General features: G+C 62.2%; 28 protein-coding genes. 11 read left to right on the top strand and 17 right to left on the bottom strand.

The window, feature by feature from the left end:
- Positions 1-68 precede the first annotated feature (68 nt).
- The 3 genes from MKI86_RS15105 to MKI86_RS15095 are packed head-to-tail and all read right to left on the bottom strand — an operon-like array spanning position 69 to position 2,668.
- The gene (locus MKI86_RS15105) at positions 69-1,034 is read right to left on the bottom strand and encodes a 2-hydroxyacid dehydrogenase (RefSeq protein WP_241601839.1); all 966 of its coding nucleotides are present in this window, start codon (positions 1,032-1,034) and stop codon (positions 69-71) included.
- A gap of 12 nt (positions 1,035-1,046) precedes the next feature.
- Positions 1,047-2,075 carry a LacI family DNA-binding transcriptional regulator gene (locus tag MKI86_RS15100; protein WP_241601838.1) on the bottom strand — a complete coding sequence of 343 codons (1,029 nt, stop codon included), beginning with the start codon at positions 2,073-2,075 and terminating at the stop codon, positions 1,047-1,049.
- A 56-nt stretch (positions 2,076-2,131) separates the two neighbouring features.
- Positions 2,132-2,668 carry a MarR family winged helix-turn-helix transcriptional regulator gene (locus MKI86_RS15095; protein WP_241601837.1) on the bottom strand — a complete coding sequence of 179 codons (537 nt, stop codon included), beginning with the start codon at positions 2,666-2,668 and terminating at the stop codon, positions 2,132-2,134.
- Positions 2,669-2,758: 90 nt separating this feature from the next.
- Here MKI86_RS15095 and MKI86_RS15090 point away from each other — a divergent pair, with 90 nt between their 5' ends.
- From MKI86_RS15090 to MKI86_RS15080, 3 genes are all read left to right on the top strand, one after another.
- Positions 2,759-3,550, top strand: a complete 792-nt coding sequence (locus MKI86_RS15090; protein ID WP_241601836.1) for a creatininase family protein — start codon at positions 2,759-2,761, stop codon at positions 3,548-3,550.
- 78 nt (positions 3,551-3,628) lie between these two features.
- Positions 3,629-4,756: a CobW family GTP-binding protein gene (locus MKI86_RS15085; RefSeq protein ID WP_241601835.1), complete on the top strand. Its 1,128-nt coding sequence runs from the start codon at positions 3,629-3,631 to the stop codon at positions 4,754-4,756.
- A 55-nt stretch (positions 4,757-4,811) separates the two neighbouring features.
- Positions 4,812-5,801 carry a WD40 repeat domain-containing protein gene (locus MKI86_RS15080; RefSeq protein ID WP_241601833.1) on the top strand — a complete coding sequence of 330 codons (990 nt, stop codon included), beginning with the start codon at positions 4,812-4,814 and terminating at the stop codon, positions 5,799-5,801.
- Positions 5,802-5,884: 83 nt separating this feature from the next.
- Here the strand turns inward: MKI86_RS15080 and MKI86_RS15075 are convergent, their stop codons facing one another.
- On the bottom strand, positions 5,885-6,199 hold the full coding sequence (locus tag MKI86_RS15075; protein ID WP_241601831.1) for a hypothetical protein: 315 nt from the start codon (positions 6,197-6,199) through the stop codon (positions 5,885-5,887).
- A gap of 250 nt (positions 6,200-6,449) precedes the next feature.
- On the opposite strand from MKI86_RS15075, the gene MKI86_RS15070 reads away from it, so the two are divergent.
- Positions 6,450-7,613 (top strand): outer membrane beta-barrel protein, encoded by a 1,164-nt coding sequence (locus tag MKI86_RS15070; RefSeq protein ID WP_241601828.1) that lies wholly within the window; start codon positions 6,450-6,452, stop codon positions 7,611-7,613.
- A gap of 3 nt (positions 7,614-7,616) precedes the next feature.
- On the opposite strand, the gene MKI86_RS15065 is transcribed toward MKI86_RS15070, so the two are convergent.
- The gene (locus tag MKI86_RS15065; RefSeq protein WP_241601827.1) at positions 7,617-8,063 is read right to left on the bottom strand and encodes a glyoxalase superfamily protein; all 447 of its coding nucleotides are present in this window, start codon (positions 8,061-8,063) and stop codon (positions 7,617-7,619) included.
- 234 nt (positions 8,064-8,297) lie between these two features.
- Here MKI86_RS15065 and MKI86_RS15060 point away from each other — a divergent pair, with 234 nt between their 5' ends.
- Positions 8,298-8,933, top strand: coding sequence for a LysE family translocator (locus MKI86_RS15060; RefSeq protein WP_241601826.1), 636 nt, complete (start codon positions 8,298-8,300; stop codon positions 8,931-8,933).
- Here MKI86_RS15060 and MKI86_RS15055 read toward each other — a convergent pair whose 3' ends face one another.
- The 4 genes from MKI86_RS15055 to odc2 form a co-directional block, all read right to left on the bottom strand.
- Positions 8,934-9,950 carry a serine hydrolase domain-containing protein gene (locus MKI86_RS15055; RefSeq protein WP_241601825.1) on the bottom strand — a complete coding sequence of 339 codons (1,017 nt, stop codon included), beginning with the start codon at positions 9,948-9,950 and terminating at the stop codon, positions 8,934-8,936.
- A 102-nt stretch (positions 9,951-10,052) separates the two neighbouring features.
- Positions 10,053-10,748: an OmpW/AlkL family protein gene (locus MKI86_RS15050; protein WP_241601823.1), complete on the bottom strand. Its 696-nt coding sequence runs from the start codon at positions 10,746-10,748 to the stop codon at positions 10,053-10,055.
- Positions 10,749-10,944: 196 nt separating this feature from the next.
- Positions 10,945-11,535, bottom strand: a complete 591-nt coding sequence (locus MKI86_RS15045; protein WP_241601821.1) for a GNAT family N-acetyltransferase — start codon at positions 11,533-11,535, stop codon at positions 10,945-10,947.
- 92 nt (positions 11,536-11,627) lie between these two features.
- Positions 11,628-12,761 (bottom strand): ornithine/lysine decarboxylase, encoded by a 1,134-nt coding sequence (odc2, locus tag MKI86_RS15040; protein ID WP_241601819.1) that lies wholly within the window; start codon positions 12,759-12,761, stop codon positions 11,628-11,630.
- A 600-nt stretch (positions 12,762-13,361) separates the two neighbouring features.
- Here odc2 and MKI86_RS15035 point away from each other — a divergent pair.
- From MKI86_RS15035 to MKI86_RS15025, 3 genes are all read left to right on the top strand, one after another.
- Complete coding sequence (locus tag MKI86_RS15035; RefSeq protein WP_241601816.1) at positions 13,362-14,267, top strand: LysR family transcriptional regulator; 906 nt, start codon at positions 13,362-13,364, stop codon at positions 14,265-14,267.
- A gap of 70 nt (positions 14,268-14,337) precedes the next feature.
- Positions 14,338-14,979: a DUF1007 family protein gene (locus MKI86_RS15030; RefSeq protein ID WP_241601814.1), complete on the top strand. Its 642-nt coding sequence runs from the start codon at positions 14,338-14,340 to the stop codon at positions 14,977-14,979.
- Positions 14,973-15,977 carry a nickel/cobalt transporter gene (locus MKI86_RS15025; RefSeq protein WP_241601812.1) on the top strand — a complete coding sequence of 335 codons (1,005 nt, stop codon included), beginning with the start codon at positions 14,973-14,975 and terminating at the stop codon, positions 15,975-15,977. Before MKI86_RS15030 ends, MKI86_RS15025 begins: the two co-directional genes overlap by 7 nt.
- On the opposite strand, the gene MKI86_RS15020 is transcribed toward MKI86_RS15025, so the two are convergent.
- The 4 genes from MKI86_RS15020 to MKI86_RS15005 all read right to left on the bottom strand — a co-directional run bounded on the left by MKI86_RS15020 (position 15,974) and on the right by MKI86_RS15005 (position 18,418).
- Positions 15,974-16,186 (bottom strand): hypothetical protein, encoded by a 213-nt coding sequence (locus MKI86_RS15020; RefSeq protein ID WP_241601810.1) that lies wholly within the window; start codon positions 16,184-16,186, stop codon positions 15,974-15,976. The genes MKI86_RS15025 and MKI86_RS15020 overlap by 4 nt on opposite strands.
- Positions 16,183-16,875 carry a GNAT family N-acetyltransferase gene (locus tag MKI86_RS15015; RefSeq protein WP_241601808.1) on the bottom strand — a complete coding sequence of 231 codons (693 nt, stop codon included), beginning with the start codon at positions 16,873-16,875 and terminating at the stop codon, positions 16,183-16,185. Before MKI86_RS15015 ends, MKI86_RS15020 begins: the two co-directional genes overlap by 4 nt.
- 96 nt (positions 16,876-16,971) lie before the next feature.
- Complete coding sequence (locus MKI86_RS15010) at positions 16,972-17,664, bottom strand: tellurite resistance TerB family protein (RefSeq protein ID WP_241601806.1); 693 nt, start codon at positions 17,662-17,664, stop codon at positions 16,972-16,974.
- Between the two features lie 115 nt (positions 17,665-17,779).
- Positions 17,780-18,418 carry a 2-dehydro-3-deoxy-phosphogluconate aldolase gene (locus tag MKI86_RS15005; RefSeq protein ID WP_241601804.1) on the bottom strand — a complete coding sequence of 213 codons (639 nt, stop codon included), beginning with the start codon at positions 18,416-18,418 and terminating at the stop codon, positions 17,780-17,782.
- Positions 18,419-18,572: 154 nt separating this feature from the next.
- Here MKI86_RS15005 and MKI86_RS15000 point away from each other — a divergent pair, with 154 nt between their 5' ends.
- Complete coding sequence (locus tag MKI86_RS15000) at positions 18,573-19,058, top strand: CYTH domain-containing protein (protein WP_241601802.1); 486 nt, start codon at positions 18,573-18,575, stop codon at positions 19,056-19,058.
- Positions 19,059-19,112: 54 nt separating this feature from the next.
- Entirely contained in the window at positions 19,113-20,051 is a 939-nt protein-coding gene (gene trhO / locus MKI86_RS14995) for an oxygen-dependent tRNA uridine(34) hydroxylase TrhO (RefSeq protein WP_241601800.1), read from the top strand.
- Between the two features lie 14 nt (positions 20,052-20,065).
- Here trhO and MKI86_RS14990 read toward each other — a convergent pair whose 3' ends face one another.
- A complete protein-coding gene (locus tag MKI86_RS14990) occupies positions 20,066-21,439 on the bottom strand; it encodes a GH1 family beta-glucosidase (RefSeq protein WP_241601799.1) in 1,374 nt (457 codons plus the stop codon).
- A 227-nt stretch (positions 21,440-21,666) separates the two neighbouring features.
- Here MKI86_RS14990 and MKI86_RS14985 point away from each other — a divergent pair, with 227 nt between their 5' ends.
- Positions 21,667-22,530 carry an HD-GYP domain-containing protein gene (locus tag MKI86_RS14985; RefSeq protein ID WP_241601797.1) on the top strand — a complete coding sequence of 288 codons (864 nt, stop codon included), beginning with the start codon at positions 21,667-21,669 and terminating at the stop codon, positions 22,528-22,530.
- A gap of 48 nt (positions 22,531-22,578) precedes the next feature.
- Here MKI86_RS14985 and MKI86_RS14980 read toward each other — a convergent pair whose 3' ends face one another.
- The 3 genes from MKI86_RS14980 to MKI86_RS14970 form a co-directional block, all read right to left on the bottom strand.
- Positions 22,579-23,763 carry a Gfo/Idh/MocA family protein gene (locus tag MKI86_RS14980; protein WP_241601795.1) on the bottom strand — a complete coding sequence of 395 codons (1,185 nt, stop codon included), beginning with the start codon at positions 23,761-23,763 and terminating at the stop codon, positions 22,579-22,581.
- 108 nt (positions 23,764-23,871) lie between these two features.
- Positions 23,872-24,924, bottom strand: a complete 1,053-nt coding sequence (locus MKI86_RS14975; RefSeq protein ID WP_241601793.1) for a sugar phosphate isomerase/epimerase family protein — start codon at positions 24,922-24,924, stop codon at positions 23,872-23,874.
- A 182-nt stretch (positions 24,925-25,106) separates the two neighbouring features.
- Complete coding sequence (locus MKI86_RS14970; protein ID WP_241601791.1) at positions 25,107-26,060, bottom strand: substrate-binding domain-containing protein; 954 nt, start codon at positions 26,058-26,060, stop codon at positions 25,107-25,109.
- Positions 26,061-26,155 lie beyond the last annotated feature (95 nt).

Here is a 26,155-nt window from a genome sequence, read left to right as displayed (position 1 = left end):
TGCGCGATTCGACAGGAAAAGCATGCGCCCGCAAGCTTGCCGAATGGTTAACGAAGACTTTCCGGATACTAACCTGATTTTCGGGTAAAGGGCGTTTCCGGCACTGGAGTCAGGGCCTGCCCGCGATCGAACCACGCGATGAGATTATCGACGACCAGATCGGCCATCGCATCGCGCGTGGCGACCGAGGCCGAGGCGACATGCGGCAAAAGCGATACGTTCGGCAAATCGAGCAGGCCGTCGGGGACGTTCGGCTCGTCATAAAACACGTCGAGCCCGGCGGCAGCGATAACTCCGTTCTTCAAGGCAGCAACGAGCGCCGACTCATCGACCGTCCAACCGCGCCCGACATTGATCAGCACGCCGTTGCTGCCCAAAGCCTTGAGAACATCCGCATTGATCGTCCGATGCGTTTCCGGCGTCTTGGGAACGATGGCAATCAGGATGTCGACGGCCTGTGCCAAGGCCGTCAGTGAAGAATGATACGTATAGGGTACACCCTCGCGCGGCTGGCGGGTGTGGTAGGCGATGTCGAGGCCGAAGCCCTCCAGCCGTCGTGCGATCGCCATGCCTATGCGCCCCAGACCGTAGATGCCGGCCTTGCGACCACGAAGGCTGAGCGGCGAGAGCGGAAAGGCCCCGTCGCGCTGCCAGCGCCCTTCGCGCAGCCACGTCTCGGCCTGCGGAAGGCGGCGTACGGTATTGAGCAGCAGCCCGATCGCCGTATCAGCGACCTCGTCATTCAAAACGTCAGGCGTATTGGTCACGACGATGCCGCGTTCAGCAGCCGCCGACACGTCCACGCCATCATAACCGACACCAAAGCTTGAGATGATCTCCAACGCCGGCAAATGCGCGATCATCGCCGCATCGAGCCGCCCGGAAACAGCTACACCCGACACGGCTGCGGCTTCGGATCGCGCCACCAGAGCCGGGTCCGCACTGTCGATACGCACGATATCGAAGGCGTCTTTCAGGCGTTCAACCACGCGTTCACGGATGATGCCTGGAATAAGGATGCGCGGTCTGTTCATGAAAGAAACTCCTCAGCCTTCCGGATGCGGCTTCAGCGGCCCGGTGGACTGGCGAATGCGCATTTCCGGTTTGATGAGATGAATGCCGTCAGGCTCGTGGCTGCCGGACAGCTTGTCGAGAAGCGCGCGCGCGGCATTGCGTCCCACTTCCGACTGGCCGTTCCAGACGGTGGTCAGCGCGGGCGTGGCGATTGCCGCTTCCTCCAGGTCATCATAGCCGGTAACGGAGACGTCGCGGCCGGGCACGAGGCCGGCGCGCGCGATGCCGTTCATCAGGCCGATGGCCACGAGATCGTTCCAACAGACGGCCGCTGTCGGCTTTTGCGGAAGCGAGAGGAAATGCACCGCCGCCTCGAAACCACCCTGCTTGGTGCGCGGCCCGGGAATGCGCAGGCTGGGATCAACCTCGATATTGGCCTTGCGCAGGGCGTTGACGTATCCTTGATAGCGGTCGCGGCCGGTGGAGGTCTGGTCCGTCCCGCCCACCATGGCGATGGTGCGGTGGCCAAGGCCGATCAGGTGATTGGTGGCAAGCGAAATTCCATAGCTGTCGTCGCCACGAAAAATGGGGACATCCAGTCCGTCGATCGAGCGCGCGATCAGGATCGCCGGCATGCCGTTATCCTCGGCGAGCCGGATATCCTCCGGCGGCGTGCCGATCGCCGGCGACATGATCACGCCGTCGCCACCCAGCTGGAGAAGCGTCTCGACGAAGTTGCGCTGCTTTTCGACTGAATCGTAATGGTTGGAGAGGATGAAGGTCTGCCGGTCGCGGTCCAGCTCGCTTTCGATGGCCTTCAGGATTTCCGCATAGAACGGGTTCATGATGTCGTGCACCACGACACCGATGATGCCGGAGCGCGACGTGCGAAGGCTCGCCGCGCGGCGGTTATAGATATAGCCCAGCGCGCGGGCCTGCTCCTTGATCCGGTCGCGCGTCGACGCCGCCACCAGCGGGCTGTCCCTCAGCGCAAGCGATACCGTCGCCGTGGAAACGCCGAGCGTATCCGCGATGGTGGAAAGCTTGATTTTCTGTGCCACGACCCCTCCAGACGACCGCGCCACCCTGCGCGTTTAAAACCGTTTATTTAAACAGTTTAAATCTCGTCGGCAACTGTCTTTTCGCTGTCGCGGGCCTCGTCCGGCACGGCGCCATGCAGGTTTTCGTCCATGGCGCGCAGCAGTTTCAGGAGATTGCGCACGTCCTTTTCGCTCAGGCCCTCGGCGGCCTGCTGCTCGCTCAATCGTCCCGCCTCGGTGATTTTCTCCACGGAGGCGTGCCCAGACTCCGTGAGATGCACGACGGTCAGGCGACCATCCGTGCCATCGGCCCGCCGTTCGACGAAACCCTGCGCTTCGAGCCGCCCGATCGTGCGCGTCATGGTCGGCGCCTTGACACCGAGCCGGTTAGCAAGCGCCCCGGCGGTCAGCCCGCCCTCTTCGGCAAGCGCGAGGATAACGCCGTCCTGTCCCGCATAGAGGCCGGTGGCGAGCAGATTGCGCGAAAGCACCGTACGCATGGAGCGCGCGGCATTCACGACGGCCGCGGCGAGACCCGCGCCGGAAACCGCATCGTGCGATTTCTTCTTCTTGGCCTTCTTTCCGTCCTTGCCGTCTTTGTGCTTCTTGCCCATCGATCGCCTCGCTCCTCGCCCTTGCATCATGGGCCTGTCCTTGTATGACTCAGGTTGAAGGCTGGCGGCAAGTGAGGATCGGAGGCAGGAATGGCGCATCCGAAGATGCGGTGGACCGAAAACGACCCGATGCTTGCGCCGGAGGACCGCGCCGGCTGGATCGCGGTGTTGCCGCTCGGCGCCCATGAGGGCCACGGACCCCACCTCCCGTTCGAAACCGACACGCTAATCGCCGAGGGCATCGCGGAGCGCCTGATGGCCGTCCTGCCGACGCATCTGCCCGTGACGTTCCTGCCGACAGAGCCCATCGGCTATTCGCCGGAACATCTCGACGTGCCCGGCACGCGCTCGCTGGATTATGCCGTCGCCATCGAACGGTGGCTGCGCATCGCCGCGGATCTAAACCGCTTCGGCCTGCGCAAGCTTGTCCTTCTCAACGCACATGGCGGCAACGCGCCCCTGATGACCATCGTGGCAACGGAAGCACGCGTGCGTTTCGACATGCTCGTCGTGGCCACGGCCTGGACGCGGTTCGGCCAGCCCGAAGGCTGGATCACGCCGGAAGACAAAGCGATCGACATCCATGGCGGCGACATCGAGACATCGGTGATGCTGGCGCTGCACCCGGAAAAGGTCCGGATGGACAAGGCGGAGCGCTTCGGCTCCCGGCAGGCGGAATTCGCCGCGCGTTTCGCCCATCTGCGCGCCTATGGCCCCCATGCCTTCGGCTGGAAGATGTCGGATCTCAATCCGGCGGGCGTTGCCGGCGACGCAAGCGCCGCGACCGCCGAAAAGGGAGAGCGATTGATCATGCACGCCGTGCGCGGTCTCGTCGGTCTTCTCGAGGATGTTGACGGATTTGACGTCGAAACACTTCGCTGACGGCATTTGCGCTGGCCCTTTCGATCTCCTATATCAGTCGCGACGACGGACCCAAACGTCCCATCCCTCGAGGTTCCCATGACCGAAACAGCTCTTCCCAAGCCCATTCCCGTCACCGTGCTCACCGGCTATCTCGGCGCCGGAAAGACGACGCTGCTCAACCGTATCCTTACGGAGAACCACGGCAAGAAATACGCCGTCATCGTCAACGAATTCGGCGAGATCGGCATCGACAACGACCTGATCGTCGAGTCCGATGAAGAAATCTACGAGATGAACAACGGCTGCATCTGCTGCACCGTGCGCGGCGACCTGATCCGCGTGGTGGAAGGCCTGATGCGCCGCCCGGGCCGTTTCGACGCCATCATCGTCGAGACGACGGGCCTTGCCGATCCGGTTCCCGTCGCCCAGACCTTCTTCATGGACGACGATGTTCGCCAGAAGACGGAACTCGACGCGGTCGTCGCACTGGTCGATGCCAAGCACCTTCCGCTGCGCCTCAAGGACAGCCGGGAGGCTGAGGACCAGATCGCCTTCGCAGACGTCGTCCTCATCAACAAGACCGATCTCGTGAGCCCGGAAGAGCTTGCAAGGATCGAGGCGACGGTGCGCGTGATCAACCCGTCCGCCCGCATCCATCGCACGACCCGCTCGGATATCGACCTCACCAAGGTTCTCGACCAGGGGGCGTTCAACCTGGAGCGCGCGCTCGAGAACGATCCTCACTTTCTCGACCACGATCATCCGGACCATGTCTGCGGCCCCGATTGCGGCCATGATCACCATCATCATGGGCACGACCACGATCACCACCATCATGAGCACGATCATGATCATCACCACCACGATCATGACCACGGCCACCACCATGATCATGACCACGGCGTTTCGCCGATCCATGACGTTACGGTGCAGTCGATTTCGCTGCGCGGCGGCGAGATGAACCCTGAACGCTTCTTCCCCTGGATCCAGAAGATCACCCAGACCGACGGGCCGAACATCCTGCGCCTCAAGGGCATCATCGCTTTTGCCGGCGACGAGGAGCGTTATGTCGTTCAGGGCGTGCACATGATCGTTGAAGGCGATCACCAGCGCGCCTGGAAGGACGGTGAGAAGCGGGAAAGCCGCCTCGTCTTCATCGGCCGCGACCTCGACCGTGAGAAGATTGAACGGACCTTCAAGGCCTGCGAGGCACAGAAGGCATGATCCGGAAAAGTGTGAAGCGGTTTTCGGATAACACCACAGGCAGGAAAGACGTGTAATGCCGACAGTCGCCCCTCTCGATCTCGACGGCCACGTCGTCGCGACCGCCTTTCTCGGCGACGTGCCGTTCTTCGCTTCCGCCTCCGGCATCATCCACCGCCTCGACCATGGCCAGAAGGCCACCGAGGCGCATGACGGCCTGCTTGCCTGCGTGCGCGACGAGGCGAACGATACGCTGATCACCGGCGGAGAAGACGGCAAGGTCCAGCGCATTGCCGCCGACGGCACCGCGACGGTTTTGGCAGAGGTGCCGCGAAAGTGGATATCCGTCGTCGCGGCCGGTCCACAGGGCGCCATCGGCTTCGCGGAAGGCCGCACGGCGCGCGTCCGGTTAGCCGACGGGACAATCAAGGAATTCTCCGAAAGTCGTTCCGTCGAGGGCATGGCCTTCGCGCCGAAAGGCCTGCGCATCGGGATCGCCCGTTACAACGGCGTTTCGCTGCATTGGGTCGCGATGGCGGCCCAGCCGGTCGAACTGGAATGGAAGGGCGCGCATAACGGCATCACCTTCTCGCCGGACGGCCGCTTCGTCGTCACCACCATGCAGGAAAACGCCCTGCACGGCTGGAAGCTCGATCCGAAAGCGGGTGCGGATACCCGCCATATGCGCATGACGGGCTACCCAGCCAAGGTGAAGTCGTTCTCCTGGTCCGCCAAGGGCAAGTGGCTCGCTTCGTCCGGCGCGCCCGCCGCCATCGTCTGGCCGTTCTCGGCCAAGGACGGCCCGATGGGCAAGCCGCCGCTCGAACTCGGCACCCGCGCCGATGTCATGGTCACCTGCGTCTCCTGTCATCCGGCGGAAGATGTCGTCGCCATCGGCTATTCCGACGGCATGGTGCTGGCGGCCCGTTTCGCCGACAGCCGCGAAGTCCTGCTGCGCCGCCCCGGCAAGGGCGCCATCACGTCGATGGGCTGGAACCGCAATGGCAAACTGCTTGCCTTCGCTAGTGAAACTGGCGACTGCGGCGTCATCGATCTGGCCGGCTGATACCGAACACGCCCCAACATGATGAACCCGGGAGAGCGAGCTCTCCCGGGCCACTGACCGCAGGGACAGGGTGGGGATTACGGTCAGTGTCTGCGCTTCTTGCAGCCGCAATCGCTGCCGCCGCTGCCGCTCAGAATGCCGAGGGCCGAGCCGTTGAGCACGCCGGAAAGCGTGCCGTTCAGATTGTTGTTGAGCACACCGTTCAGGATGTTGTTGCCGTTGTTGTCGCTGAGGACGTTGCCGACGCCCACGCCGACACTCGGGGCGATCACGATGCCGCCAGTCTTGGTCTTGTTGCCGCTGAGGATACCGAGGCCGAGCAGGCCGCCGGCGGAAGCCTGGCCGGCACCGGCAAGAGCAATCACGGTGGCGATGGCGATGATACGGGTCTTGTTCATGGTCTCTCTCCGTTGGTTGCGCACCTCATGGATGCACAACCAATGGTAATTTACAATTCCATCAACACAACCGGATTTGCCGGATATAGCAAAGAGTTAACCATAACGTAGACAAGTTTAATGAATACCTATCGAATGCAACCAATACGGATATATATCCTCAATATGTCCCAAATATTCAACCTTTGAGAGTTTTTTAACCACGTAAGTCTAGGTTTCAAGCCATGAACCGACACGGGGGCGGAACCGGATGCGTATTTTTCATGGCACGCTGGCCACCATCCTGCTGCTGGCAGGCAGCAATCCGTCGCTTGCGGACTCAGCCATAGATTACACCTTCGGAGGTGGCCGCACATCGAATATCTTCAAGGATACGACGCGCCTTCCAGCCTCCTTTGCCGAAGCCGGACTGAGCCTTCGCGGCAGTTTCGACCTTGAGGAAACCGACGTCGCCTATGCGGTGACCACGCGGGCGCGGCAGGTGCCCCGATACCGTTTTGCGGACGAGCGCGCGGCAGGGATCGAATTAGGCCTCACGCGCGACATCGGTGAGACCGTCAAGTTCACGCTTCGAGGCGGCATCGAACACCGGCAGACCGGCGACATCCTGCTCGCCCTGCCCGGCCTTCTCCTAGGCTACCGGCAGACGGACATTCTGGCCAATGCCAGCACCGGCGTCACCATTGAACATGCCGGCGGCAAGAGCCACCTCACAGCATCGCTTGCCCGCTTCGGCCCCGGCAAGGCGCGATTGACGATTCCCGACCTGCCGCGCGTGCAGCTTGAAGGCGGCAACACGCTTTACGAAGTGACGGGTGGGCATATCCGCCCGCTGCTCGGCGGCGAGGTGGGCGCAACGGTGCAGTTTCGCACCAACCGTATTCCAGGCGATCCCCAGGACAATTTCGAGCGCTATCCCGCACAGACCCTGCGCGGCTCGATCGCCTTCGGGCGCGTGTTCGGCGCAGTAACGTTGCTGGCGGAGGCGGGTCTCGTGCGCGTGCAGAGCCCGCAACTGGGCACGACCGTCGATCCGACCCGTCCGTTTCTGAAAACCGAACTCGCCTGGGCAATCACCGACGCGGTCGTGCTCAAGGGAAAGCTGTCACGAGACATCGCGCTTGCCGACATAGACGACCCTATGGGCGAGGACGTCCGCACGGTCAGCCTTACGCTCGAAACTGCGCTGACGGAGAAGCTGAAGCTCAGCCTCGCCTTCGAGCAGGCCTATAGTGACTGGCTGACCTACGACTACCGGACCCGCACCAATGCCACGACGGCGACCCTCACCTACACGCTTGCCAAAGGCGCGGCCGTGGCGCTGGAATACAGTCATCTCGTGCGCAAAGAGGCCGACGAGACCGCCGACTTCAAGGTCAACGGTCTCGCGGCACGGTTCCAGGGCTCGTTCTGAGCCTCACCACTCCAGTTCCAGATGCGGCCGGCCGTTCGAGGTCTTTTCCAGTGTCCGCCCCGTTTCATCGACGGTGCAGCTGACCCGCTGGCGGAAGGCGGAGAAACTGTCGAAGGTCACCACATCGACGGGCGTGTCGAAATGCAGTGTCATGCGGTAACGACCCGGCTGGGTGGTCAGCGCCTGTACGCCGATCACCTCAGCGTCGAACGGTTGGCCGAGATAGCTGCCCCGCACGCGCGAGCCGAGCATCCAAGGATCGAACGGCGGCCGGTTGCCGACCGCGGCATGCAACGTATTCCAGTCGCGAAAGCCGTATTGGGCCGCGATCAGCTCCAGGGCACGCGAATGCGAAACGGGCTGCATCTCGTCAGCAAAGCGCGCACGCAGGCGCTTTGCCTGATCTTTCAAGGTGTCGAGGGAAGGTAGGGGCGTCGAGAGAGGACGCATGTCGGATCTCCAGTGTCTGCATGCGTCATTTCGGAGGGAGCCCGCACTGCCACCGGTTCGCATGCGTGATGCTGGAAGACCGATTATTCTGAGAGAGACTTCACCAAAGCTCGCGCTCGCGGACGGCAGGAGCTCTCACCCTGCCCTGCACATAGGTCTTCACCGCCCGTCTGTCAAATCCCCCGCTTGCACGACGGCCAGAAGCGTGGGAGCACTTTCGCAGGAGGAACCACCATGACGTCCATTACCCTCATTGCCTTCGCCGCCGTCGCTTTCATCGGCATTGCCACACCCGGCCCCACCGTGCTTCTCGCCCTCACCAACGGCTCGCGCTACGGCATCCGCCGCGCACTTCCAGGCATGGTTGGCGCCGTTCTGTCGGACTTCGTGTTGATCGGCGCAGTTGCGCTTGGCCTCGGCGCACTGCTGGCGGCCTCGGAATTCTGGTTCACCTTCGTCAAATGGCTGGGTGCGGCCTATCTCGCCTTCCTCGGCATCCAGATGCTGCGCTCCACCGGCGCGCTCGGCCGCGCCCTCGACGACGCACAGGCCGCCGGCCGCACGACAGCGCGGGCGATCTTCTCGAAAAGCCTGCTGGTCGCCGTCACCAACCCCAAGGGCTACCTGTTTTTCTCGGCCTTCCTGCCGCAGTTCGTCGATCCATCAGCCCCACAGACGCAGCAATATACCCTGCTCGCGCTAGTCTTCGCAGCCATCGACTTCCTGGTGATGTTCGGTTACGCAGCACTCGGCTCGCAGGCCGTGCGCGTGCTCAAGACATCGGGCGCTGCCTGGCTCGACCGCATCTGCGGCGGTGTGATGCTGGCGCTAGCAGGCTCGCTCGCCTTCTATCGCCGCGCCGCGAACTGATCAGCTTCCGGCAGTGCCAATGATCTTGGCCAGGAGGTCATGCAGCTCATCCCGATAGCCGGAGCGGGCGGAAGGGTCACCCTCGTCGGAGGTCATCGCGACGGTCAGGGCCAGATCGGGCACGATATAGAGCATCTGGCCGCCAAAACCCCAGGCATAATGGACCGTCTTGCCGCCGATGACCCGCTCGAACCAGCCGTAGCCATAGCCGTCGTTGGAAAACCGCGAATTGGTGCGCGACTGCCAGGATTGGCGGATCCAGTCCTCCGGCACGATTTGCGTGCCCTCCGCTGTGCGCCCGCCATTTCGGTAGAGCTCGCCGAAGGCCAGCAGTGAGCGTGTGCTCATCGCCATCTGGTTGCCACCGAGATAGATGCCCTGCGGGTCTCGATCCCAGGCGCCGATGCGGAAATCTTCGAGCGGTCCGAGCCAGTCGCGCGCCAGCGCCAGTGTGGACTTGCCGCCGACCTTCGTCAGGATCGCCGAGAGAAGATGTGTCGAGCCGGTGGAGTAGAGCATCGCCCCACCCGGATCGTCGGCGAAGGGCATGGCGAGGGCCGCGCGCACCCAGTTACGGCTGGCCACCCAGCGCCCGTAGTTGCCGCCGGAAGTGCGCTCCAGCCCTGCCTGCATCGAAAGCAAGTTGCCGATGGTGATGCGGTCGAGCCGCGGATCGCGTTTCGCCGGCAGGTCGCTGGCGAGGATTGGCGCGATGGGTTGGTCGACGCCCTCGAGCAGGCCCTTGGAAATGGCGATGCCGACAAGAGCCGAGATGATCGACTTCGACGCCGATTTGATATTCGCGCTTTCGGCCGGCGTATGCCCGTCATAACCGCGCTCGGCGACGATCTTGCCGTTATGCGCGACGACGACCGCCTTCAGTTGCGACAACGATGTCGCCGCAGACAGCGTCTCCGCGATCGTCTGCGCCGGCCGGGCAATAACGGGTTCCTGCGCGCAGGCGCCGGCGAGCGGCAACGCCAGGGCAAGGCCAATGATGAAAAGCTGCTTCCTCATGGGAAGGCAGATAGGCGACCGGCAGCGCTATTTCATGGCCGATGGCCGGGCTTCACGCAGTGTTGAAAACCTGTGTGCACCCGGCCACGGGCGGCTCCGTTCTCAGAAGCGGTAGGTGATACCGGCGCCCACCAGCCACGGGTCCAGCTTCGCCTTGCCGGTCAGCGGTGTCCCCTGATAGTTGACCTTCCACTCGGGCTCCAGGAAGAGCTTCTTCACGTCGAAGTTCACGCCCCAATGCTGGTCGATCATGTAGTCGAAGCCGACCTGCAGGGCAGCGCCGACCTTGTTCTTGACGTCGAGATCGGTGAAATCACCGGACCCGGACTGGTTATAGAACAGCGTGTAGTTCACGCCCGCGCCGACATAGGGCTTGAATGCGCCGAAATCGGTGAAGTGGTATTGCAGGGTCAGCGTCGGCGGCAGCAGCCAGGTCTTGCCGACCTTGCCGAGGCCGGAAATGGAATCGGCGGCATTCACGTTCGCATAGGTCGTGCCGAGAATGAGTTCCGCCGCGATATTGTCCGTGAAGAAATAGGAAATGTCGAGTTCCGGAACGACCGTGTCGGAGTAGCTCAGGCCCGAACCTGGGATCGCGTCCACATAGCCCGAATCGTTCGTGATGACGCCCAGCCCGCGCACACGGATCTGCCAGGGGCTCTGTGCCGCGATATCCACCGGTGCCTCCGCCGGCGCCATGCGCTCGGCAAGATCAGCCGCAAAAGCGCCGCCACCGATCAGCGTCACAGCTGCGGCAAGCGCCGCAAGCCTGATCCGCACAATCCCATCTCTCTTCATGTCGTCTCTCCATCATCACGACTCGTTTTGCGACGCGACTATGAGAGCGCAGTGCAGGAGAAGCATTTGAGATGGATCAATTGAAAGGTGCGCAAATGGAAGATTGTTCGGAAATCAACACGAGACTTGGCAAACGCTCAATTAAAACAATGACAAGCGTCAAGAATGGAAAGGCCGGCGCACCACCGGCCTTTCTTCAGGCAGCCTTTCGCGTAGCCGGCATGACGCGGCGGCGACCGCTGGCGACGAGCAAGCCGGCAGCGCCATCCAGCCAGTTGTCCTTGAGTTCCAGCGCCAGGAAGCGGCGGCGCTCGAAGGGGCCGGGCATGACGAGATGCTGCGCCTTGGCGGCAAAGAAACCGAAGCGCTCGTAATATTCGGGGTCGCCCACCAGAAGCACCGCACCGTGCCCACGGTCGCGCGCCTCGGTGATGGCAGCCCGCATGAGCGCGCCGCCGATGCCCTTGCCCTCGTGCTGGCAATCGACGGCAAGCGGGCCGAGCAGGAGTGCCGGGACCGCATTGCCATCGGCATCGACGCCGGCTTCGACATTCCACAGACGCACGGTACCGATGACATGGCCATCCGCATCGCGCGCGACCAGCGCCAAACCTTCGGCTGGCAGGCGGCCGCGGCGCAGCTTCTCGGACGACTTGCGAAAGCGAGCTTCGCCCATGACGCGGTCGAGCAGACGCTCGCGCGCGAGCACGTCGCCGGCGTTTTCCTGGTCGATGGTAAAGGCGGCATGCGCGAAGAACGCGCGGACAGAATCAAGAACAGTGGCCATCTCTGGGCCTCCCGTGCTCAAAACCGATTCAAACGGTATCCGGAACGAATTGTGAGGGTGGCGCTCCCGCAGGGACGGGAGCGCCGAGGTGGTCAGATGACAAAAGCCTTGAGCGGTTCGAAGCCGTTGAAGGCGACCGCCGAATAGGTGGTCGTATAGGCACCGGCGCTCTCGATCAGAACCTCGTCGCCGATCGAAAGGGTGATCGGCAGCGGATACATGTTCTTCTCGTACATCACGTCGGCCGAATCGCAGGTCGGGCCGGCGAGAACGCAGGGCTCCATCTCATCGGCATCACGCGCCGTGCGGATGGGGTAGCGGATCGCCTCATCCATAGTTTCGGCAAGGCCGCCGAACTTGCCGATGTCGAGGAAGACCCAGCGATGCGCATCGTTATCCGACTTCTTCGAAACCAGAACGACTTCCGCCTTTATGACACCCGCATTGCCGACCATGCCGCGGCCCGGCTCGATTATGGTTTCCGGGATCTGGTTGCCGAAATGCTTCTTGAGCGCCGAGAAGATCGCCTTGCCGTAGGCTTCAGCTGACGGGATATCGCGCAGATACTTCGTCGGGAAACCGCCGCCCATATTGACCATCTTCAGCTCGATGCCCTGCTTGGCCAGCTGAACGAAAACGCGCTTGGCATCAGCAAGAGCCGCATCCCAGGCGTCGAGCTTCGTCATCTGCGAGCCGACATGGAAGGACACGCCATAGGACGTCAGGCCCAGCTGGTGGGCATAGACGAGCACGTCGACGGCCATCTGCGGCACGCAGCCGAACTTGCGCGAAAGCGGCCATTCCGCACCTTCGCCATCCGTGAGGACGCGGCAGAAGACGCGGGCGCCGGGGGCGGCGCGTGCGACCTTCTCGACTTCCTCATGGCTGTCGACGGCAAAAAGGGAGACCCCGAGCGCATGAGCGCGCGCGACATCGCGCTCCTTCTTGATCGTGTTGCCGAACGAAATGCGGCTCGCGGTCGCGCCGGCATCCAGCGCCATTTCGATTTCCGCGACAGAGGCGCAATCGAAGTTGGAGCCCATGCTGGCGAGAAGGCGCAGGATTTCCGGCGCCGGGTTTGCCTTGACGGCATAGTAGATCGCGCTGTCCGGCAGGGCGTGGCGGAAAGCCTTGAAATTGTCGCGCACGACGTCGAGGTCGACCACGAGGCACGGGCCGTCGGGACGTCGGGTGTTCAGAAAGTCGATGATACGTGCGGTTGCCATCTCGGTATTCCCCATATCCAGGTTGCTCCGGGATAATCCCAGAGGACAAAGGGCGGATACGAACACGCTCTGGAACCAGCCGGTGGAGACCCCGGTACCAAGCATGCGCATCAGCGCGAACGGTGAACCAAAGCCCGCCTAGGCTTCAATTCGGCTTTGTCTGCCTTGGATTGGTGGGAAACCCGACCGCACGTCCGGCAATGAAGGTGTGCCTCTTCAGTAACCCCGGCTGATGGAAAGCCGGCAGACACCAGAAAGGCCCGCACCGTCGTTGCTTCAAGATGTCCTCGCATTTCCCGGTTGGCCGGAATAGCGACTGGAGCGGTTAGTTCCAGGTACCTTACCGATTATCCTCACCAAATCGAGGGTCGGCGGACACCCACAGGCACGTGCGACTTTGGGCAGCACGGGAGATAGGAAGAATCGCTGTCGTAATCAAGAGCTTTTTTTGCCTCGCGCTATTGAAAATAATCCGCCAGCCACGACATTCGCGAAACTGGCTTTTGATGGAACTTTTTTCTACGATCGGCGACCCAAGCGCCGACTTCAGCCGCAGGCCGCACATGCGATCCAGCGGCACGTCTATTTAAGTGGGGACACATGGACACTTTGACCCGAATTCGGGCCTTCATCGACGTCGTCGACGCCGAGGGATTTTCCGCTGCATCGCGCAAGACCGGCCGGTCCAAGGCGCTTCTGTCCAAATATGTACGCGAACTGGAAGACGAACTCGGCGCGCTGCTGCTCAACCGCACCACCCGCCAGTTCTCGATGACGGAGCCCGGCCATACCTATTATCGCACAGCCTCCGACATCCTGAAGGAGATCGACAACCTCGCCGACCTCGTTCGCGAAAAGAACACGGACCTGCGCGGCAAGCTGAAGGTTTCGGCGCCGCGCACCTTCGTCGATGCCGAAATCGGCCAGTCGCTCATCGATTTCGGCAAGGAATATCCGGAACTGTCGCTTGAGATCGTCGCCGACGACCGCTTCGTCGATCTCGTCGAGGAAGGCTTCGACGTGGCGATCCGCATCACGCGGCTGGAGGATTCAGCCCTCATCGCCCGCAAGCTCGGCGACTTCCTTCTCAAGATCTGCGTGACGCAGGAATTCCTCGACCGCACCGGGCCGATCAATCACCCGAGCGATCTCGCCCACCTGCCCTGCATCATCGACACGAACGGCAAGTCGCACAGCAACTGGCGCTTCGTGGACGATAAGGGCGCGGGCTTCAGCGTACCGGTCGGAGGGCATATCGAGGTCAACAGCCCGACCGCCGCCATACGCGCGGCCGCAAGCGGCCTCGGTGTTGCGCAGGTGCCTGCCTTCATTGCCCGGCCCTGCCTGGACGCGGGCAATGTCGTTTCGGTCCTTGAGGATTATCTGCCGACCGACCGCGGAATCTACGCGATCTACCCGCACAGACGCTATCTGCCGGCCAAGGTGCGCACCTTCGTCGACTTCCTGCATGGCTGGTTTCGCCGCAATCCGGGTATCGAAGCCTGAGGGTCCCAATTCCGACCCATTTGCGTTAGATTCATCCGGTCGATTCCTATCGCCGAGAGGACTGAACTTCATGCGCTTTCTGCCTCGCCTGCTCGCCGGCGCAGCCCTGCTGGCACCGGCCACGGCCTTCGCCCATCCGCACATCTTCGCGGAAGCGCGGCTGGAGGTGACCGCAAACGAGGACGGCACCGTCAGCGAGCTGCGCAATGTCTGGCGTTTCGACGAAATGTTCTCCGCCAGCGTCGTGATGGACTTCGACAAGAACGGCAACAACCAGCTCGATCCGGACGAGCTTGCCGAAGTGGGCAAGACGGTGCTCGAGTCGCTTGAGGAGTTCAGCTACTACACCACCATCACCGAGGGTGGAAAAACGGTGAAAGTGGCGAAGCCGGATGCAATCAATGTCGATTACAAGGACGGCCAGCTCCTGATGTTCTTCACGGTGAAGCCGGGCGAAGTCATGCCGCTCAAGGGCAAGCTCACCTTCGGCGTCTACGACCCCACCATGTATGCCGCGATGGATTTCGCCTCGGACGACGATCTCGTCGTGGTCGGAAACAAGTTTGCGGCCTGCAAGCGCGAGGTCGTGCGCCCCGACCCAGATGAAGTTCTGGCACAAAACCAGGCCAGCCTGACCGAGGCCTTCTTCAATGACCCGGCAGGCACCGACATGTCGAAAATGTTCGCCACCCGTCTGGAGCTGACATGCTGACCCGCAACCGCGCCATCGCCCTTGCCGTCGTCACGCTCGCCATCGCCGCTACTGCAACGCTTGCCCACGCTCAGTCGCCGCTCGGCATCGGCTCTGCGGAGCCCGGTTTCAACACCAATGGGGCTTTCGGCGGCCTGTTTTCTTGGATCAACGCGCAGCAGCAGGGTTTCTATAGAATGATGACCGGCGCGCTGAAGGATATGCGCGAAAACCCCTGGGCGGCATCCACGCTGGTCGGTCTCTCCTTTGCTTACGGCGTCTTCCATGCCGCCGGTCCGGGCCACGGCAAGGCGGTCATCTCGTCCTACATGCTGGCGAACGAGGTGGAGCTTCGGCGCGGCGTGCTGCTCTCCTTCCTCTCGTCGATCCTTCAGGGCGTCGTCGCCATTCTGCTGGTGGGCGCCGCCTATCTTTTCCTGCGCGGCACGACGGTCTCGATGACGGACGCCACCCGCGCGCTGGAGACGGGAAGTTACGCGCTCATCACGCTTTTCGGTGCCTGGCTGCTCTTCCGGAAACTGCGCCCCGCACGCCGGGCCTCGGCGCTGGGTGCGCAGGCCGTGGAAGTCCATGACCACGGCCATCATCATTCGCACGAGCACCATCATCATGCAGGCGAGGTGTGCTCGACCTGCGGCCATGCCCATGCGCCGGACCCGTCGCTGCTGAAAGGCGACCGCTTCGCGCTGCGCGAAGCATGGTCGGCCATTGTCGCGGTGGGCCTTCGCCCCTGCTCCGGCGCTCTGATAGTCCTGAGCTTCGCGCTGCTCAACGGCCTCTATCTCGGCGGGATGCTAGCCGTTCTCGCCATGTCGATCGGCACGGCCATCACCGTCTCGATCCTTGCCACGCTCGCGGTAACGGCCAAGGGTGCTGCCGTGCGCTTTGCTGGCAACGCCTCGGCAGCCGTACGTGTCGGCACGGCAATCGAGATCGCCGGTGCGCTGATGGTCATGGTGCTGGGATTGCTCCTGCTCGGAGCCTCACTCCAGCTCTAGTTTTCGCGGTTGCGCTGATAGCGTGCCCGCAGCCAGAAGAGCAGAAAGAAGCACAGCACCATCGCCGCGCCGAACGCTCCGGCCAGCCATGGCGAGAGGTCGCCAAGCGCGACCATGATGCGGGGCACGAAGTAGAATACCACGCCCGTTCCGAGAAGAATGATCAGTGCGGCGAGCGCCGTCGACCGTGCCTTGTTGTCGCCGCTCATGCCGCGCCTCCTGCCGTAATGCCGGCCCTGATATCCTCAAGCCTGCGCTTTTGATTGCCGTCCGCATCGAAATTGCCCGGTGCCAGCCACGCCTCGAAAGCCTTCGCAATCACCGGCCATTCGCCGTCGATGATCGAGAACCACGCCGTGTCGCGGTTCTCGCCCTTGGACAACATGTGCTGGCGGAAAACGCCCTCGAAGGAAAAGCCGAGACGGGCGGCGGTCCGCTTGCTGGCCGCATTGTCGTTGTGGCACTTCCATTCGTAACGACGGTATCCAAGGTCTTCGAGGACGTGCCTGGCAAGCAGATACTGCGCTTCGGTGGAGAGCGGCGAACGCGACATGCCGCTGCCATGGGCAATTCCGCCGATCTCGACGACGCCGTTCGCCGGATCCGGCCGCATGTAATGCGCCATGCCGACGACCTTGCCATTGGCCTTGTCCACGATGACCTCGCGCACCCAGCCGGACGTGATCACCGCGTCAGACCAGGCATCGAAAGCCTCGATACCTGTGAAATCGGGCTGCGCGAAATAGCGCAGCAACGGATTGATGGCCATGCCGCCGAACGCGTCCCACAGCGCATCGAGATGGCGCGCGCGATCATAGGGCTCCAGTCGCACGTAACGGCCTTCGAGCAACACGGGAGCGGGAGGCGGTGCCCCTTTCCAGTCCTTGAGATCGCGCATGATATCCTCCATCGGTCGTGCCGAAGGGATAGAGCAGCGGGCGGTTCCGCGCAATGCGCAAAGCAGGGAGCGGCGTTCCGCCGCCCCCCTCGTTAATCAAACGGTGGCGGCCGAAACCGTCGCTTCGATATGGTCGACCAGCCCATCCGCCAAGCCGAGACGGCCGGCGAGCAAATCGAGATAACCGCGCTCGGCGCGCGACTTCGGCTCTATGGCTATCCGCGAGGCTGTATAAAGCTCGACGCGCTGTTCTTCCGTCTGCGCGGCCGCGACGATCGAGTCGATATCGACCGGGTTGGCAAGTTCCGTTTCGAGGAACGTCGCGGCATCGTCACCAAGACCCGACACCTTCAGCTTGTCGATGATACGGGCACGCTCGGCATCGTCGATATGGCCGTCCGCGCGGGCGGCCGCAATCATGGCACGCACGAGGATGAGCGCGAAGTCGCTGCTCACCGCCTGCGGATGGAAGCCGGAATCGGACGGCGGCGGCAGAAGTTCAGGCGTACCACCCTGCGGGGTTTCAGCGGGGTTCTGTCCGTCGCGGTAGTTCTTGTAGGCCTGGTAACCGAGGCCGGCAATGGCAGCGAGGCCGCCGATCTTCAAAGCGGAACCGGCCACCTTACGGCCGCTGTCCGTGCCCAGCAGGACACCGGCGATGGCGATGCTGGCGAGCGGATTGTCCTTGGCAAGTTGCGTGACCTGACCTGCACGGTCCCGAACGCTTCCACCGGCGCCGGGCACCTGCGAACCGAGGAACTGATCAAGCAACTTCTTCGCGTCAAACATGGGGCGGTCTCCGTTGTTCCTGCCGTCTATCAGGCAAGATAGGAATGACCTTTGACGATTACAAACGCATAACGGGCGGCCAGGGCCGCCCGTTTGCAAATTCTATAAGCCGCAATCAGCCCTTCAGAGCAGCCGCTTCGGCAGCCAGTTTCTCGATGCCTGCCCAGTCGCCCTTTGCGACGAGATCCTTCGGCGCGACCCACGAACCGCCAACGCACACGACGTTCGGCAGCGAAAGATAGTCGCGGGCATTGGCAAGCGAGATGCCGCCCGTCGGGCAGAACAGCGTACCGGCGAGCGGTGAAGACAGCGATTTCAGATAGGCGGCGCCGCCGGCCTGTTCGGCCGGGAAGAATTTCAGCACTTCATAGCCTTCCTCACGAAGACCCATGACCTCGCTTGCGGTCGCTGCACCTGGCAGGAGCGGAATTTCGGAATCAGCGGCCGCGTCGATCAGCTCCTGGGTCGTGCCGGGGCTGACGATGAACTGCGAACCGGCCTCGACCGCCGCCTCGAACTGAGCGGCATTGAGAACTGTGCCCGCACCGGCGACGGCACCTTCAACCTCGTTGGCGACGGCGCGGATCGCTTCCAGGGCGGCGGGCGTGCGCAGCGTGATCTCGATTGCCTTTAGCCCGCCGGCGACGAGTGCGCGTGCCAGAGGAACGGCCGTCTTGACGTCTTCGATGATAAGAACCGGCACGACCGGCTGGAGCTTCAGGACCGAAAGCAACTTGGCATTCTTATCGCTCATGACACCACCTTTTAAAACGATTGAATTGAAATCGGGCATATCGCGTCTGCGACCACGTGTCGAGCCTTAAGCGCGATTCTTGGACTTGTCATGACACCTGCATGGTGTAGTGTTTGCCCGCTCCTGACGTGTCTCCAACAGCGAAAGCGTGCCTATGGCAAAAGAGATCGAGCGGAAGTTCCTGGTGTCGAGCCAGCGGTGGCGCGCCTTCGCGGATGAAGGCATCGCCATAAGACAAGCCTATATCGTCGCGCAGGATGACCGCTCGCTCCGGGTACGCATCTATGGCGACGGTCGCGCACGCATCACCCTGAAGATCGGTCATGCCGTCCTTGTGCGCGACGAATACGAATTCGACGTCGATCGCGATGAAGCCGAGGACATGCTGCGCCATGCGATCGGCAAGGTGATCGAGAAGGTGCGCTACCGGGTGCCCCACAAGGGCCATGTCTGGGAGATCGATGTCTACGAAGGCGTCCATCGCGGTCTCGTCATCGCGGAAGTGGAGCTTGCCTCTCGTCTCGACGAGCCGGAGCTCCCAGATTGGGTCGGCCGCGAAGTGACCGGCGAAAGCAAGTATTCCAACCAGTCTATGGCGCTCGGCATCAGCAACGGCGCCAGTCTCCGCCAGCTGACCTGAACCGCTACGTCACGCCGCATTGCGGGAAATGCGGCGAAGCTGTATGTGGCGACCATGACAAACGAGATTGCTTCACCGACTGAAGAAAGCGGCTTCCTGGTGGCCGCGCTGTATCATTTCGTCTCTGTTCCGCGCTTTGCGGAGCTGCGCGCACCCTTGCAGGCACTCTGCGAGGAGAACGGCGTGCGCGGCACACTGCTGCTCGCCCATGAGGGTATCAACGGCACCATCGCCGGCCGGGCGGCCGGCATCCGCACAGTGCTTGCCTTCCTGCGCAGCCAGCCGGAATTCGCAGGCCTGGAGCACAAGGAAAGCCATGCGGCCGACATGCCCTTCCTGCGCATGAAGGTGCGCCTCAAGAAGGAGATCGTGACCATGGGCGTCGAGGACATCGACCCCACCCGTTCCGTCGGCACCTATGTCGCGCCGGCGGACTGGAATGCGCTCATCTCCGATCCCGATACTATCGTCATCGACACGCGCAACGACTACGAGACCGCCATCGGCATGTTCAAGGGCGCGGTCGATCCCAACACCAAGACCTTCCGCGAATTCCCCGATTGGGTGCGCGAAAACACCGGCCTGCACAACAAGCCGAAGATCGCCATGTATTGCACAGGCGGCATCCGCTGCGAGAAGGCAACGGCCTTCATGAAGGAGCAGGGTTTCGATGAGGTCTATCACCTCAAGGGCGGCATCCTGAAATATCTCGAGGAGATCCCGCAGGAGGAAAGCCTGTGGGAGGGCGCCTGTTTCGTCTTCGATGAACGCGTCTCCGTGATGCACGGCCTCGAAGAAGGTGAGCACCGGCTTTGCCGTGCATGCCGTCATCCGCTCACGCCGGACGATATCGCCTCACCGCTCTATGAAGCCGGCGTGTCCTGTCCGCATTGCCACGACACGCGCAGCGAGGACGATCGCCTCCGCTTCAGACAGCGGCAGAAGCAGATGGACCTTGCCAGGCAGCGCGGCGAGCGCCATCTCGGCAAGTGACCCTGGCGCCGGGATCAGCCGGCGCGATGATTGCCCTTCGGGAAATGCCCGGCCAGCGCACCGTACCAGTGGCCGCTCTTCTTCACCGTGCGCACCTGCGTTTCGTAGTCGACATGAACGATGCCGAACCGCATGCGGTAGCCTTCCGCCCATTCGAAATTGTCCATCAGGCTCCAGGCGAAATAGCCGCGCACCGGGTAGCCTTCTCCAATCAGGTCCGCGGTGACGCCGAGATGGTCGACGATGTAGTCGAGCCGCATGCGGTCGTTCACCTCCCCATTCGCAACCTCAGTGTTGTCGCAGGCGCCGTTCTCCGTGATATAGCAATCCGGTAGAGTGTATACGGCATTGAGCTTGCGGATGAGGTCGCCGAGTGCCGGCGCGTAAACCTCCCAGCCGATATCCGTTCTGGTGTCGGCCACCGTCGGCGCGTCGATGGTCGCCGGAAAGATCGCCGTCTCGGACGGATCATACGAGACGCGCATCGGCGTGTAGTAGTTGAGACCCCACCAGTCGAGCGGCTGGGCAATCGTCTCCATGTCGCCGGCCTCGATCTTCGGCATGCGGTGCCCGAGGGCCGAAAGAAAGCGCTCGGGATACGTCCCCTTGAAGACAGGCCCGAAGAAAACGCCGTTGTGGAAATCGAAGGCACGGTCCGCGGTCGCTTCGTCTTCGGCGCTGTCGCTGCCCGGATAGATGCTGTGCGCGTTCAGGACGAGCCCGACCGGCAGATTGGGCCGTTCGGAGCGAATGGCCGAAACGCCAAGGCCATGGGCAAGGTTTGTGAAGTGCAGCGCATGCAGCGCGGCGTCGATGTTGCGCTCGCCGGGCGCATGGATGCCATAGAGATGGCTGAGCCACACCGAACACCACGGCTCGTTGAAGGTCGCCACGGCATCGAGCCGGTCGCCGAGGCGCGCGATCGCGGTCTTGGCGTAACGCTGGAAAGCATAGGCCGTCTGGCGTGCCGTCCAGCCACCATCGCCGGCCAGCATGAGCGGCAGGTCCCAATGGTAAAGCGTCGCGAACGCCTTGATGCCGCGTGCCTTCAAGCCATCGACAAGGCGGTCGTAGAAATCCAAACCCTTCTCGTTTACCGGGCCCGTTCCCTCCGGGATGATCCGAGGCCATGCAATGGAGAAGCGATAGGCCTCTACGCCGAGGTCCTTGATCAGGTCGAGATCCTGTTCCAGCCGGTTGTAGTGATCGCATGCGATATCGCCGTTGTGGCGCCCGTAGACCCGTCCCGGCATGTTGGAGAAGGCATCCCATATCGACGCTTTCCGGCCATCCGCCTTGGTCGCGCCCTCGATCTGGAACGCCGCCGTCGCCACGCCGAATACGAAATCGCCGGGGAAACGTTCGGCGAAAATCCTGGGATCGGTCATCAGGGGCCTTTCAAAGTCATCGAAATTACTGCAACGTTGCAGTAAAAGTGACAGTCGGAAAAATCAATCGCTTTCTCTGTCGCGATAGCCTCCCTAGCTATCTTCCATTCATATGTAAATCAGATGACGCTTAATCAGTAATTAGGCTTCTCGGGATAAGCTCTGTCAGGTTCTGCGGGGATAAGGGCGTGGTACTCAGAATTCCGAAGCATCTCGTGCGAAAGGGTATGTTCATCGAAACGGTGGAATGCCCGGTCACTGAATTTCAGGCCAGACGCTTTCTTATTCAATCCGAAGAAGCGGTGCGCGCCATTTTGGCAACATCTGCCACCCACGCCTTGGTCAACCAGCAACAAAGCACGATCGACGTGAGAGCCTTGATGGACGGGGCGCCCCAGAGAAGGGAAGAAGAGCAGCAACGGACAGTCGAGGCGGTATCCGCCGCAACACAGTCCTTGCGAGACAGTTTCACGGCAGTGCAGTCCGGCACGTTTGAAATCGATTCGCTCGGCCCTGTTGCCGGTGAACTTTCAGAGCGTATCGAGGCAGCGCCGGATGTCTTTCTCGAAGTCACACGCCTGAAGACCAAGGATGAAGGAACCTATGTGCATTCATTAGCGGTCAGTGCCCTGATGATGCAGCTCGCCCGGTCGCTCGGCTACGAAGACGAGGCAATCCGCGAACTTGGCGTTGCAGGCCTGCTCCACGACGTTGGTAAGCTGATGATCCCCAACGCGGTGCTCAACAAGACCGATCGCCTTGATGCCAATGAAAGGCAGATGATCCGCAATCATCCCGAACTCGGCTATCGCATGCTCAGGCAGCAGGCCAATGTTTCAGATATCGTGCTGGATATATGCCGGTTTCACCACGAAGCCCTCGATGGCAGCGGCTACCCGCTCGGGCTTTCTGGGCAGAAGATTCGCGCCGAAGTCCGGCTGGCAACCGTGTGCGACGTGTTCGAGGCATTGACCAGCGCCAGACCCTATAAAAAGGCTTGGTCCACCAAGGACGCCATCAACTGGATGTTCGATCACAGCCAGATGTTCGACAAGAAGTTGGTGCTGCGCCTCGGAAGCATGTTCTCGTAAAGCAATAGCAGCCGCTGCGAGGATGCAGCGGCTGCTTAACTTGAACCGTTAGACCTTGACCCAGGCACCGTTCTTCTTCGAAGACTGCACGCAGGCATCCACAAAGAGCATGCCCTTCAGCCCGTCATCCACCGTCGGATAGACAACGGCCGCATCAACGGCCGCACCATTACGCTTGGCGTAGATCGCGCGTGCGGCTTCCGAATAGATGTTCGCAAAGCCCTCAAGGTAACCTTCCGGATGACCGGACGGGATGCGACTGACGCGACCGGCGGCGGCACCGGCACCGGCACCATTGCGGGTGATCAGGCGCTTCGGCTCGCCGAACGGCGTGTACCAGAGGTAGTTCGGATCGGCCTGCACCCATTCCAGTCCGCCCTTCGTGCCATAGACCCGGACCTTCAGGCCGTTCTCATGACCGGGCGCGACCTGACTGCACCACAGCATGCCCTTGGCGCGCGCACCGTCCTTTTCCTTGAAGCGCATCATGACATGGGCGTTGTCGTCGAGCTTGCGGCCCGGCACGAAACTGTCCAGATCGGCCGAGAGTTCTTCAAGCTCAAGGCCCGAGACGAAGCAGCCGAGATTATAGGCATGGGTGCCGATGTCGCCCGTCGAGCCGCCGGCACCTGATTTCGAAGGGTCCGTGCGCCACGCCGCCTGCTTCTGGCCGCTCGATTCGATGTCCTCGGTCAGCCAGTCCTGGGGATATTCCATCTGCACGAGGCGAATGGTGCCGAGATCGCCGTTCGCGATCATCTCGCGGGCCTGCCGCACCATCGGATAGCCGGTGTAGTTGTGTGTCAGAACGAACAGAGCGTCGCTTTCATCCGCCAGCTTCTTGAGCTTCCGCGCATCGCCGAGCGTGGAGGTCAATGGCTTGTCGCAGATGACATGGATGCCGCGCTTGAGGAATTCTTTGGCAGCCTCGTAGTGCACATGGTTCGGCGTGACGATTGCCACAGCCTCGATACCGTTCTTGAGCTTGGCCTCGCGGATCGCCATTTCCTTGAAGCTGCCATAGCTGCGCGAGGGGTCAAGGCCCAGTTCGCGCGCCGACTGTTCGGCCTTTTCCGGCGAGGACGACAGCGCGCCGGCAACGAGTTCATAGTGATCGTCGAGCCGGGCAGCCATGCGGTGCACCGCGCCGATAAAGGCGCCGGAACCGCCGCCGACCATGCCGAGCCGGATACGGCGTTCGCGCGTTTCGTTCGCGCTTCCTTCGATTGCCATCCTGTGTTCCTCCTTACGTTTCTCTCGGGCGGCCCGCTCGCCACCTATTTCCAGCAAGCGGGGCGAAGGAGATATGTTGCCTCACCACGCTCGCAGGAAGGGTCGCCTTTAAAGGCCCAACATGCGCCGGTTGGCCGCCTCGTCGGTGCCGCCGTCGGCAAAGTCGTCGAAGGCCTTGTCCGTGACGCGGATGATATGCGCCTTGACGAACTCCGCGCCCTCGCGGGCTCCATCCTCGGGATGCTTCAGCGCGCATTCCCACTCGACCACGGCCCAGCCGGCGAAATCATTGGCCGCCATCTTGGAGAAGACGGCTCCGAAATCGACCTGGCCGTCCCCCAGGGAGCGGAACCGACCGGCGCGGTTGACCCAGCCCTGGTAGCCGCCATACACGCCCTGCCGGCCTGTTGGATTGAACTCCGCATCCTTCACATGGAACATGCGGATGCGGTCCTTGTAGATGTCGATATTGTCGAGATAGTCGAGGCACTGCAACACGTAGTGCGAAGGATCGTAGAGCATGCAGGCGCGGGCATGGTTGCCGGTGCGCTCCAGGAACATCTCGTAGGTGATGCCATCGTGCAGGTCTTCGCCAGGGTGGATTTCATAGCAGACATCCACGCCGTTCTCGTCCGCGTGGTCGAGCAGCGGCTTCCAGCGCTTTGCGAGCTCGTCGAAAGCGGTCTCCACCAGACCGGCCGGACGCTGCGGCCAGGGGTAGACGAACGGCCACGCCAGCGCGCCGGAAAAGCTCGCCATGGCATCCAGGCCGAGATTGCGCGATGCTGTCAGCGCCATCTTTACCTGCTCGACAGCCCAGGCCTGCCGCGCCTTCGGATTGCCGCGCACCTCGGGTGCCGCAAAGCCGTCGAAGGCTTCGTCATAGGCGGGGTGAACGGCAACGAGCTGGCCCTGCAGATGGGTGGAAAGTTCCGTTACCTCGACGCCGTTCTCACGCGCCTTGCCGGCAAATTCGTCGCAATAGGTCTTGGATTCCGCCGCCTTCTTCAGATCGATTAGCCGCCCGTCCCAGCTGGGAACCTGCACGCCCTTGTAGCCGATATCGGCAGCCCATTTGGTGATGCTGTCCCAGGAATTGAAAGGTGCAGCATCTCCGGCGAACTGTGCGAGAAACAGGGCCGGACCCTTGATCGTCTTCATATTCGGCTTCCTCCCATGCAGCCGGACGCTCCTCGCGACCGGTTGAAGATGTTCTTGCGGTACGTACCGCAGATTCTTGAAAACTATCGACCTTCGACGGCGCGGGCAATGCGAAAATCGATAGGCCCGCCAAAGAAAAGCCGCCCGGAGCGCAATGTCCCGGGCGGCGCATCAGCATTGGATCAGAACGGGGAATCCGGGAAGTAGAAATCCTTCGCGTTGTCCTTCGTCACCAGCGTGGCATCGATCGTATAGACGCCGCGGACCGGGACCTGGCCGTAGAAGTGGGCAGCCGCCATTTCAAGGGCGGTACCGACCATTGCCGGCGGATAGAGTACGTCGACGGGGATCATCTTGTCGCCGTCCATGACCTTTTTGATCATGTCCTTCGAACCGGCGCCCGCGACGACATACTGGATGTCCGTGCGGCCAGCCTGCTCGATGGCCTGGAGTACGCCGACAGCCATGTCGTCGTCCTGGCACCATACGACATCGATCTTCTGGTACTTGGTCAGGTAGTCCTGCATGACCTTGAAGGCATCGTCGCGGTTCCAGTTGCCGTACTGGCGGTCGAGAACCTTGACGCCCGAGCCTTCGATACCCTTGTCGAAGCCGTTCTGGCGTTCCTGGTCGATCGGGATCGGCATGCCGCGGATGACGACGACTTCAGCTTCCGGCGTGGTGTCCTTGATGTACTGACCGGCCACTTCGCCGAGCGCGAAATTGTTGCCGGCGACATAGAGGTCGCGCACGGTGCTGTCGTTGACGCTCGGTGCACGGTCGACAAGTGCGACGAAGGTGCCGTTGCCCTTGATTTCCTTGACGGCGTTGACCAGCGGATCCGGGTCGGTCGGCAGAATGACGAGCGCGTCGATGCCCTGGGTGGCAAGATCCTGCACGGCGTTGGCCTGGCTTGCCGGGTCCGGCGAGGTCTTGACGACGACGTTGAGGCCCGGATGGCTTGCCATCAGCTGCTTGGCGACACGTTCGGCATGATAGATCACGCCAGCCGTCCAGCCGTGGCTGGCGGCCGGGATCGAGACGCCGATCGTTACCTTCTTCTCTTCCTGAGCGTGGGCGAAGCCGGCAAAGGCGGCAACCGCGGCGACCGTTAGGCCCAATAGTTTCTTGCGCATGAGTTTCCTCCCAAAAGCAGGTCTTGCTTCGTGGCCGGGCGACCTGTGAACCCGGCTATTCTCCCGCAATCCCGGCCGCCTTGTGCTGTGGCCGG

The sequence above is a fragment of the Shinella sedimenti genome (genome assembly GCF_022601905.1).
Classification (GTDB): domain Bacteria; phylum Pseudomonadota; class Alphaproteobacteria; order Rhizobiales; family Rhizobiaceae; genus Shinella; species Shinella sedimenti.
Note: the sequence above shows the minus strand (reverse complement) of the source record. Positions and strands in the feature narration are given on the sequence as shown.

Excerpts from the sequence above, each read along its gene's own strand:
- MKI86_RS15080 (WP_241601833.1), top strand. The coding sequence starts at position 4,812 with ATGCCGACAGTCGCCCCTCTCGATCTCGACGGCCACGTCGTCGCGACC.
- odc2 (WP_241601819.1), bottom strand. The coding sequence starts at position 12,761 with ATGGCAACCGCACGTATCATCGACTTTCTGAACACCCGACGTCCCGAC.
- MKI86_RS15085 (WP_241601835.1), top strand. The coding sequence starts at position 3,629 with ATGACCGAAACAGCTCTTCCCAAGCCCATTCCCGTCACCGTGCTCACC.
- MKI86_RS15030 (WP_241601814.1), top strand. The coding sequence starts at position 14,338 with ATGCGCTTTCTGCCTCGCCTGCTCGCCGGCGCAGCCCTGCTGGCACCG.
- MKI86_RS14990 (WP_241601799.1), bottom strand. The coding sequence starts at position 21,439 with ATGACCGATCCCAGGATTTTCGCCGAACGTTTCCCCGGCGATTTCGTA.
- MKI86_RS15045 (WP_241601821.1), bottom strand. The coding sequence starts at position 11,535 with ATGGCCACTGTTCTTGATTCTGTCCGCGCGTTCTTCGCGCATGCCGCC.
- trhO (WP_241601800.1), top strand. The coding sequence starts at position 19,113 with ATGACAAACGAGATTGCTTCACCGACTGAAGAAAGCGGCTTCCTGGTG.
- MKI86_RS15070 (WP_241601828.1), top strand. The coding sequence starts at position 6,450 with ATGCGTATTTTTCATGGCACGCTGGCCACCATCCTGCTGCTGGCAGGC.
- MKI86_RS15105 (WP_241601839.1), bottom strand. The coding sequence starts at position 1,034 with ATGAACAGACCGCGCATCCTTATTCCAGGCATCATCCGTGAACGCGTG.
- MKI86_RS15015 (WP_241601808.1), bottom strand. The coding sequence starts at position 16,875 with ATGCGCGATCTCAAGGACTGGAAAGGGGCACCGCCTCCCGCTCCCGTG.
- MKI86_RS15050 (WP_241601823.1), bottom strand. The coding sequence starts at position 10,748 with ATGAAGAGAGATGGGATTGTGCGGATCAGGCTTGCGGCGCTTGCCGCA.
- MKI86_RS14980 (WP_241601795.1), bottom strand. The coding sequence starts at position 23,763 with ATGGCAATCGAAGGAAGCGCGAACGAAACGCGCGAACGCCGTATCCGG.
- MKI86_RS15000 (WP_241601802.1), top strand. The coding sequence starts at position 18,573 with ATGGCAAAAGAGATCGAGCGGAAGTTCCTGGTGTCGAGCCAGCGGTGG.
- MKI86_RS15005 (WP_241601804.1), bottom strand. The coding sequence starts at position 18,418 with ATGAGCGATAAGAATGCCAAGTTGCTTTCGGTCCTGAAGCTCCAGCCG.
- MKI86_RS15035 (WP_241601816.1), top strand. The coding sequence starts at position 13,362 with ATGGACACTTTGACCCGAATTCGGGCCTTCATCGACGTCGTCGACGCC.
- MKI86_RS15060 (WP_241601826.1), top strand. The coding sequence starts at position 8,298 with ATGACGTCCATTACCCTCATTGCCTTCGCCGCCGTCGCTTTCATCGGC.
- MKI86_RS14970 (WP_241601791.1), bottom strand. The coding sequence starts at position 26,060 with ATGCGCAAGAAACTATTGGGCCTAACGGTCGCCGCGGTTGCCGCCTTT.
- MKI86_RS14975 (WP_241601793.1), bottom strand. The coding sequence starts at position 24,924 with ATGAAGACGATCAAGGGTCCGGCCCTGTTTCTCGCACAGTTCGCCGGA.
- MKI86_RS15075 (WP_241601831.1), bottom strand. The coding sequence starts at position 6,199 with ATGAACAAGACCCGTATCATCGCCATCGCCACCGTGATTGCTCTTGCC.
- MKI86_RS15090 (WP_241601836.1), top strand. The coding sequence starts at position 2,759 with ATGGCGCATCCGAAGATGCGGTGGACCGAAAACGACCCGATGCTTGCG.
- MKI86_RS15055 (WP_241601825.1), bottom strand. The coding sequence starts at position 9,950 with ATGAGGAAGCAGCTTTTCATCATTGGCCTTGCCCTGGCGTTGCCGCTC.
- MKI86_RS14985 (WP_241601797.1), top strand. The coding sequence starts at position 21,667 with ATGTTCATCGAAACGGTGGAATGCCCGGTCACTGAATTTCAGGCCAGA.
- MKI86_RS15020 (WP_241601810.1), bottom strand. The coding sequence starts at position 16,186 with ATGAGCGGCGACAACAAGGCACGGTCGACGGCGCTCGCCGCACTGATC.
- MKI86_RS15025 (WP_241601812.1), top strand. The coding sequence starts at position 14,973 with ATGCTGACCCGCAACCGCGCCATCGCCCTTGCCGTCGTCACGCTCGCC.
- MKI86_RS15065 (WP_241601827.1), bottom strand. The coding sequence starts at position 8,063 with ATGCGTCCTCTCTCGACGCCCCTACCTTCCCTCGACACCTTGAAAGAT.
- MKI86_RS15095 (WP_241601837.1), bottom strand. The coding sequence starts at position 2,668 with ATGGGCAAGAAGCACAAAGACGGCAAGGACGGAAAGAAGGCCAAGAAG.
- MKI86_RS15010 (WP_241601806.1), bottom strand. The coding sequence starts at position 17,664 with ATGTTTGACGCGAAGAAGTTGCTTGATCAGTTCCTCGGTTCGCAGGTG.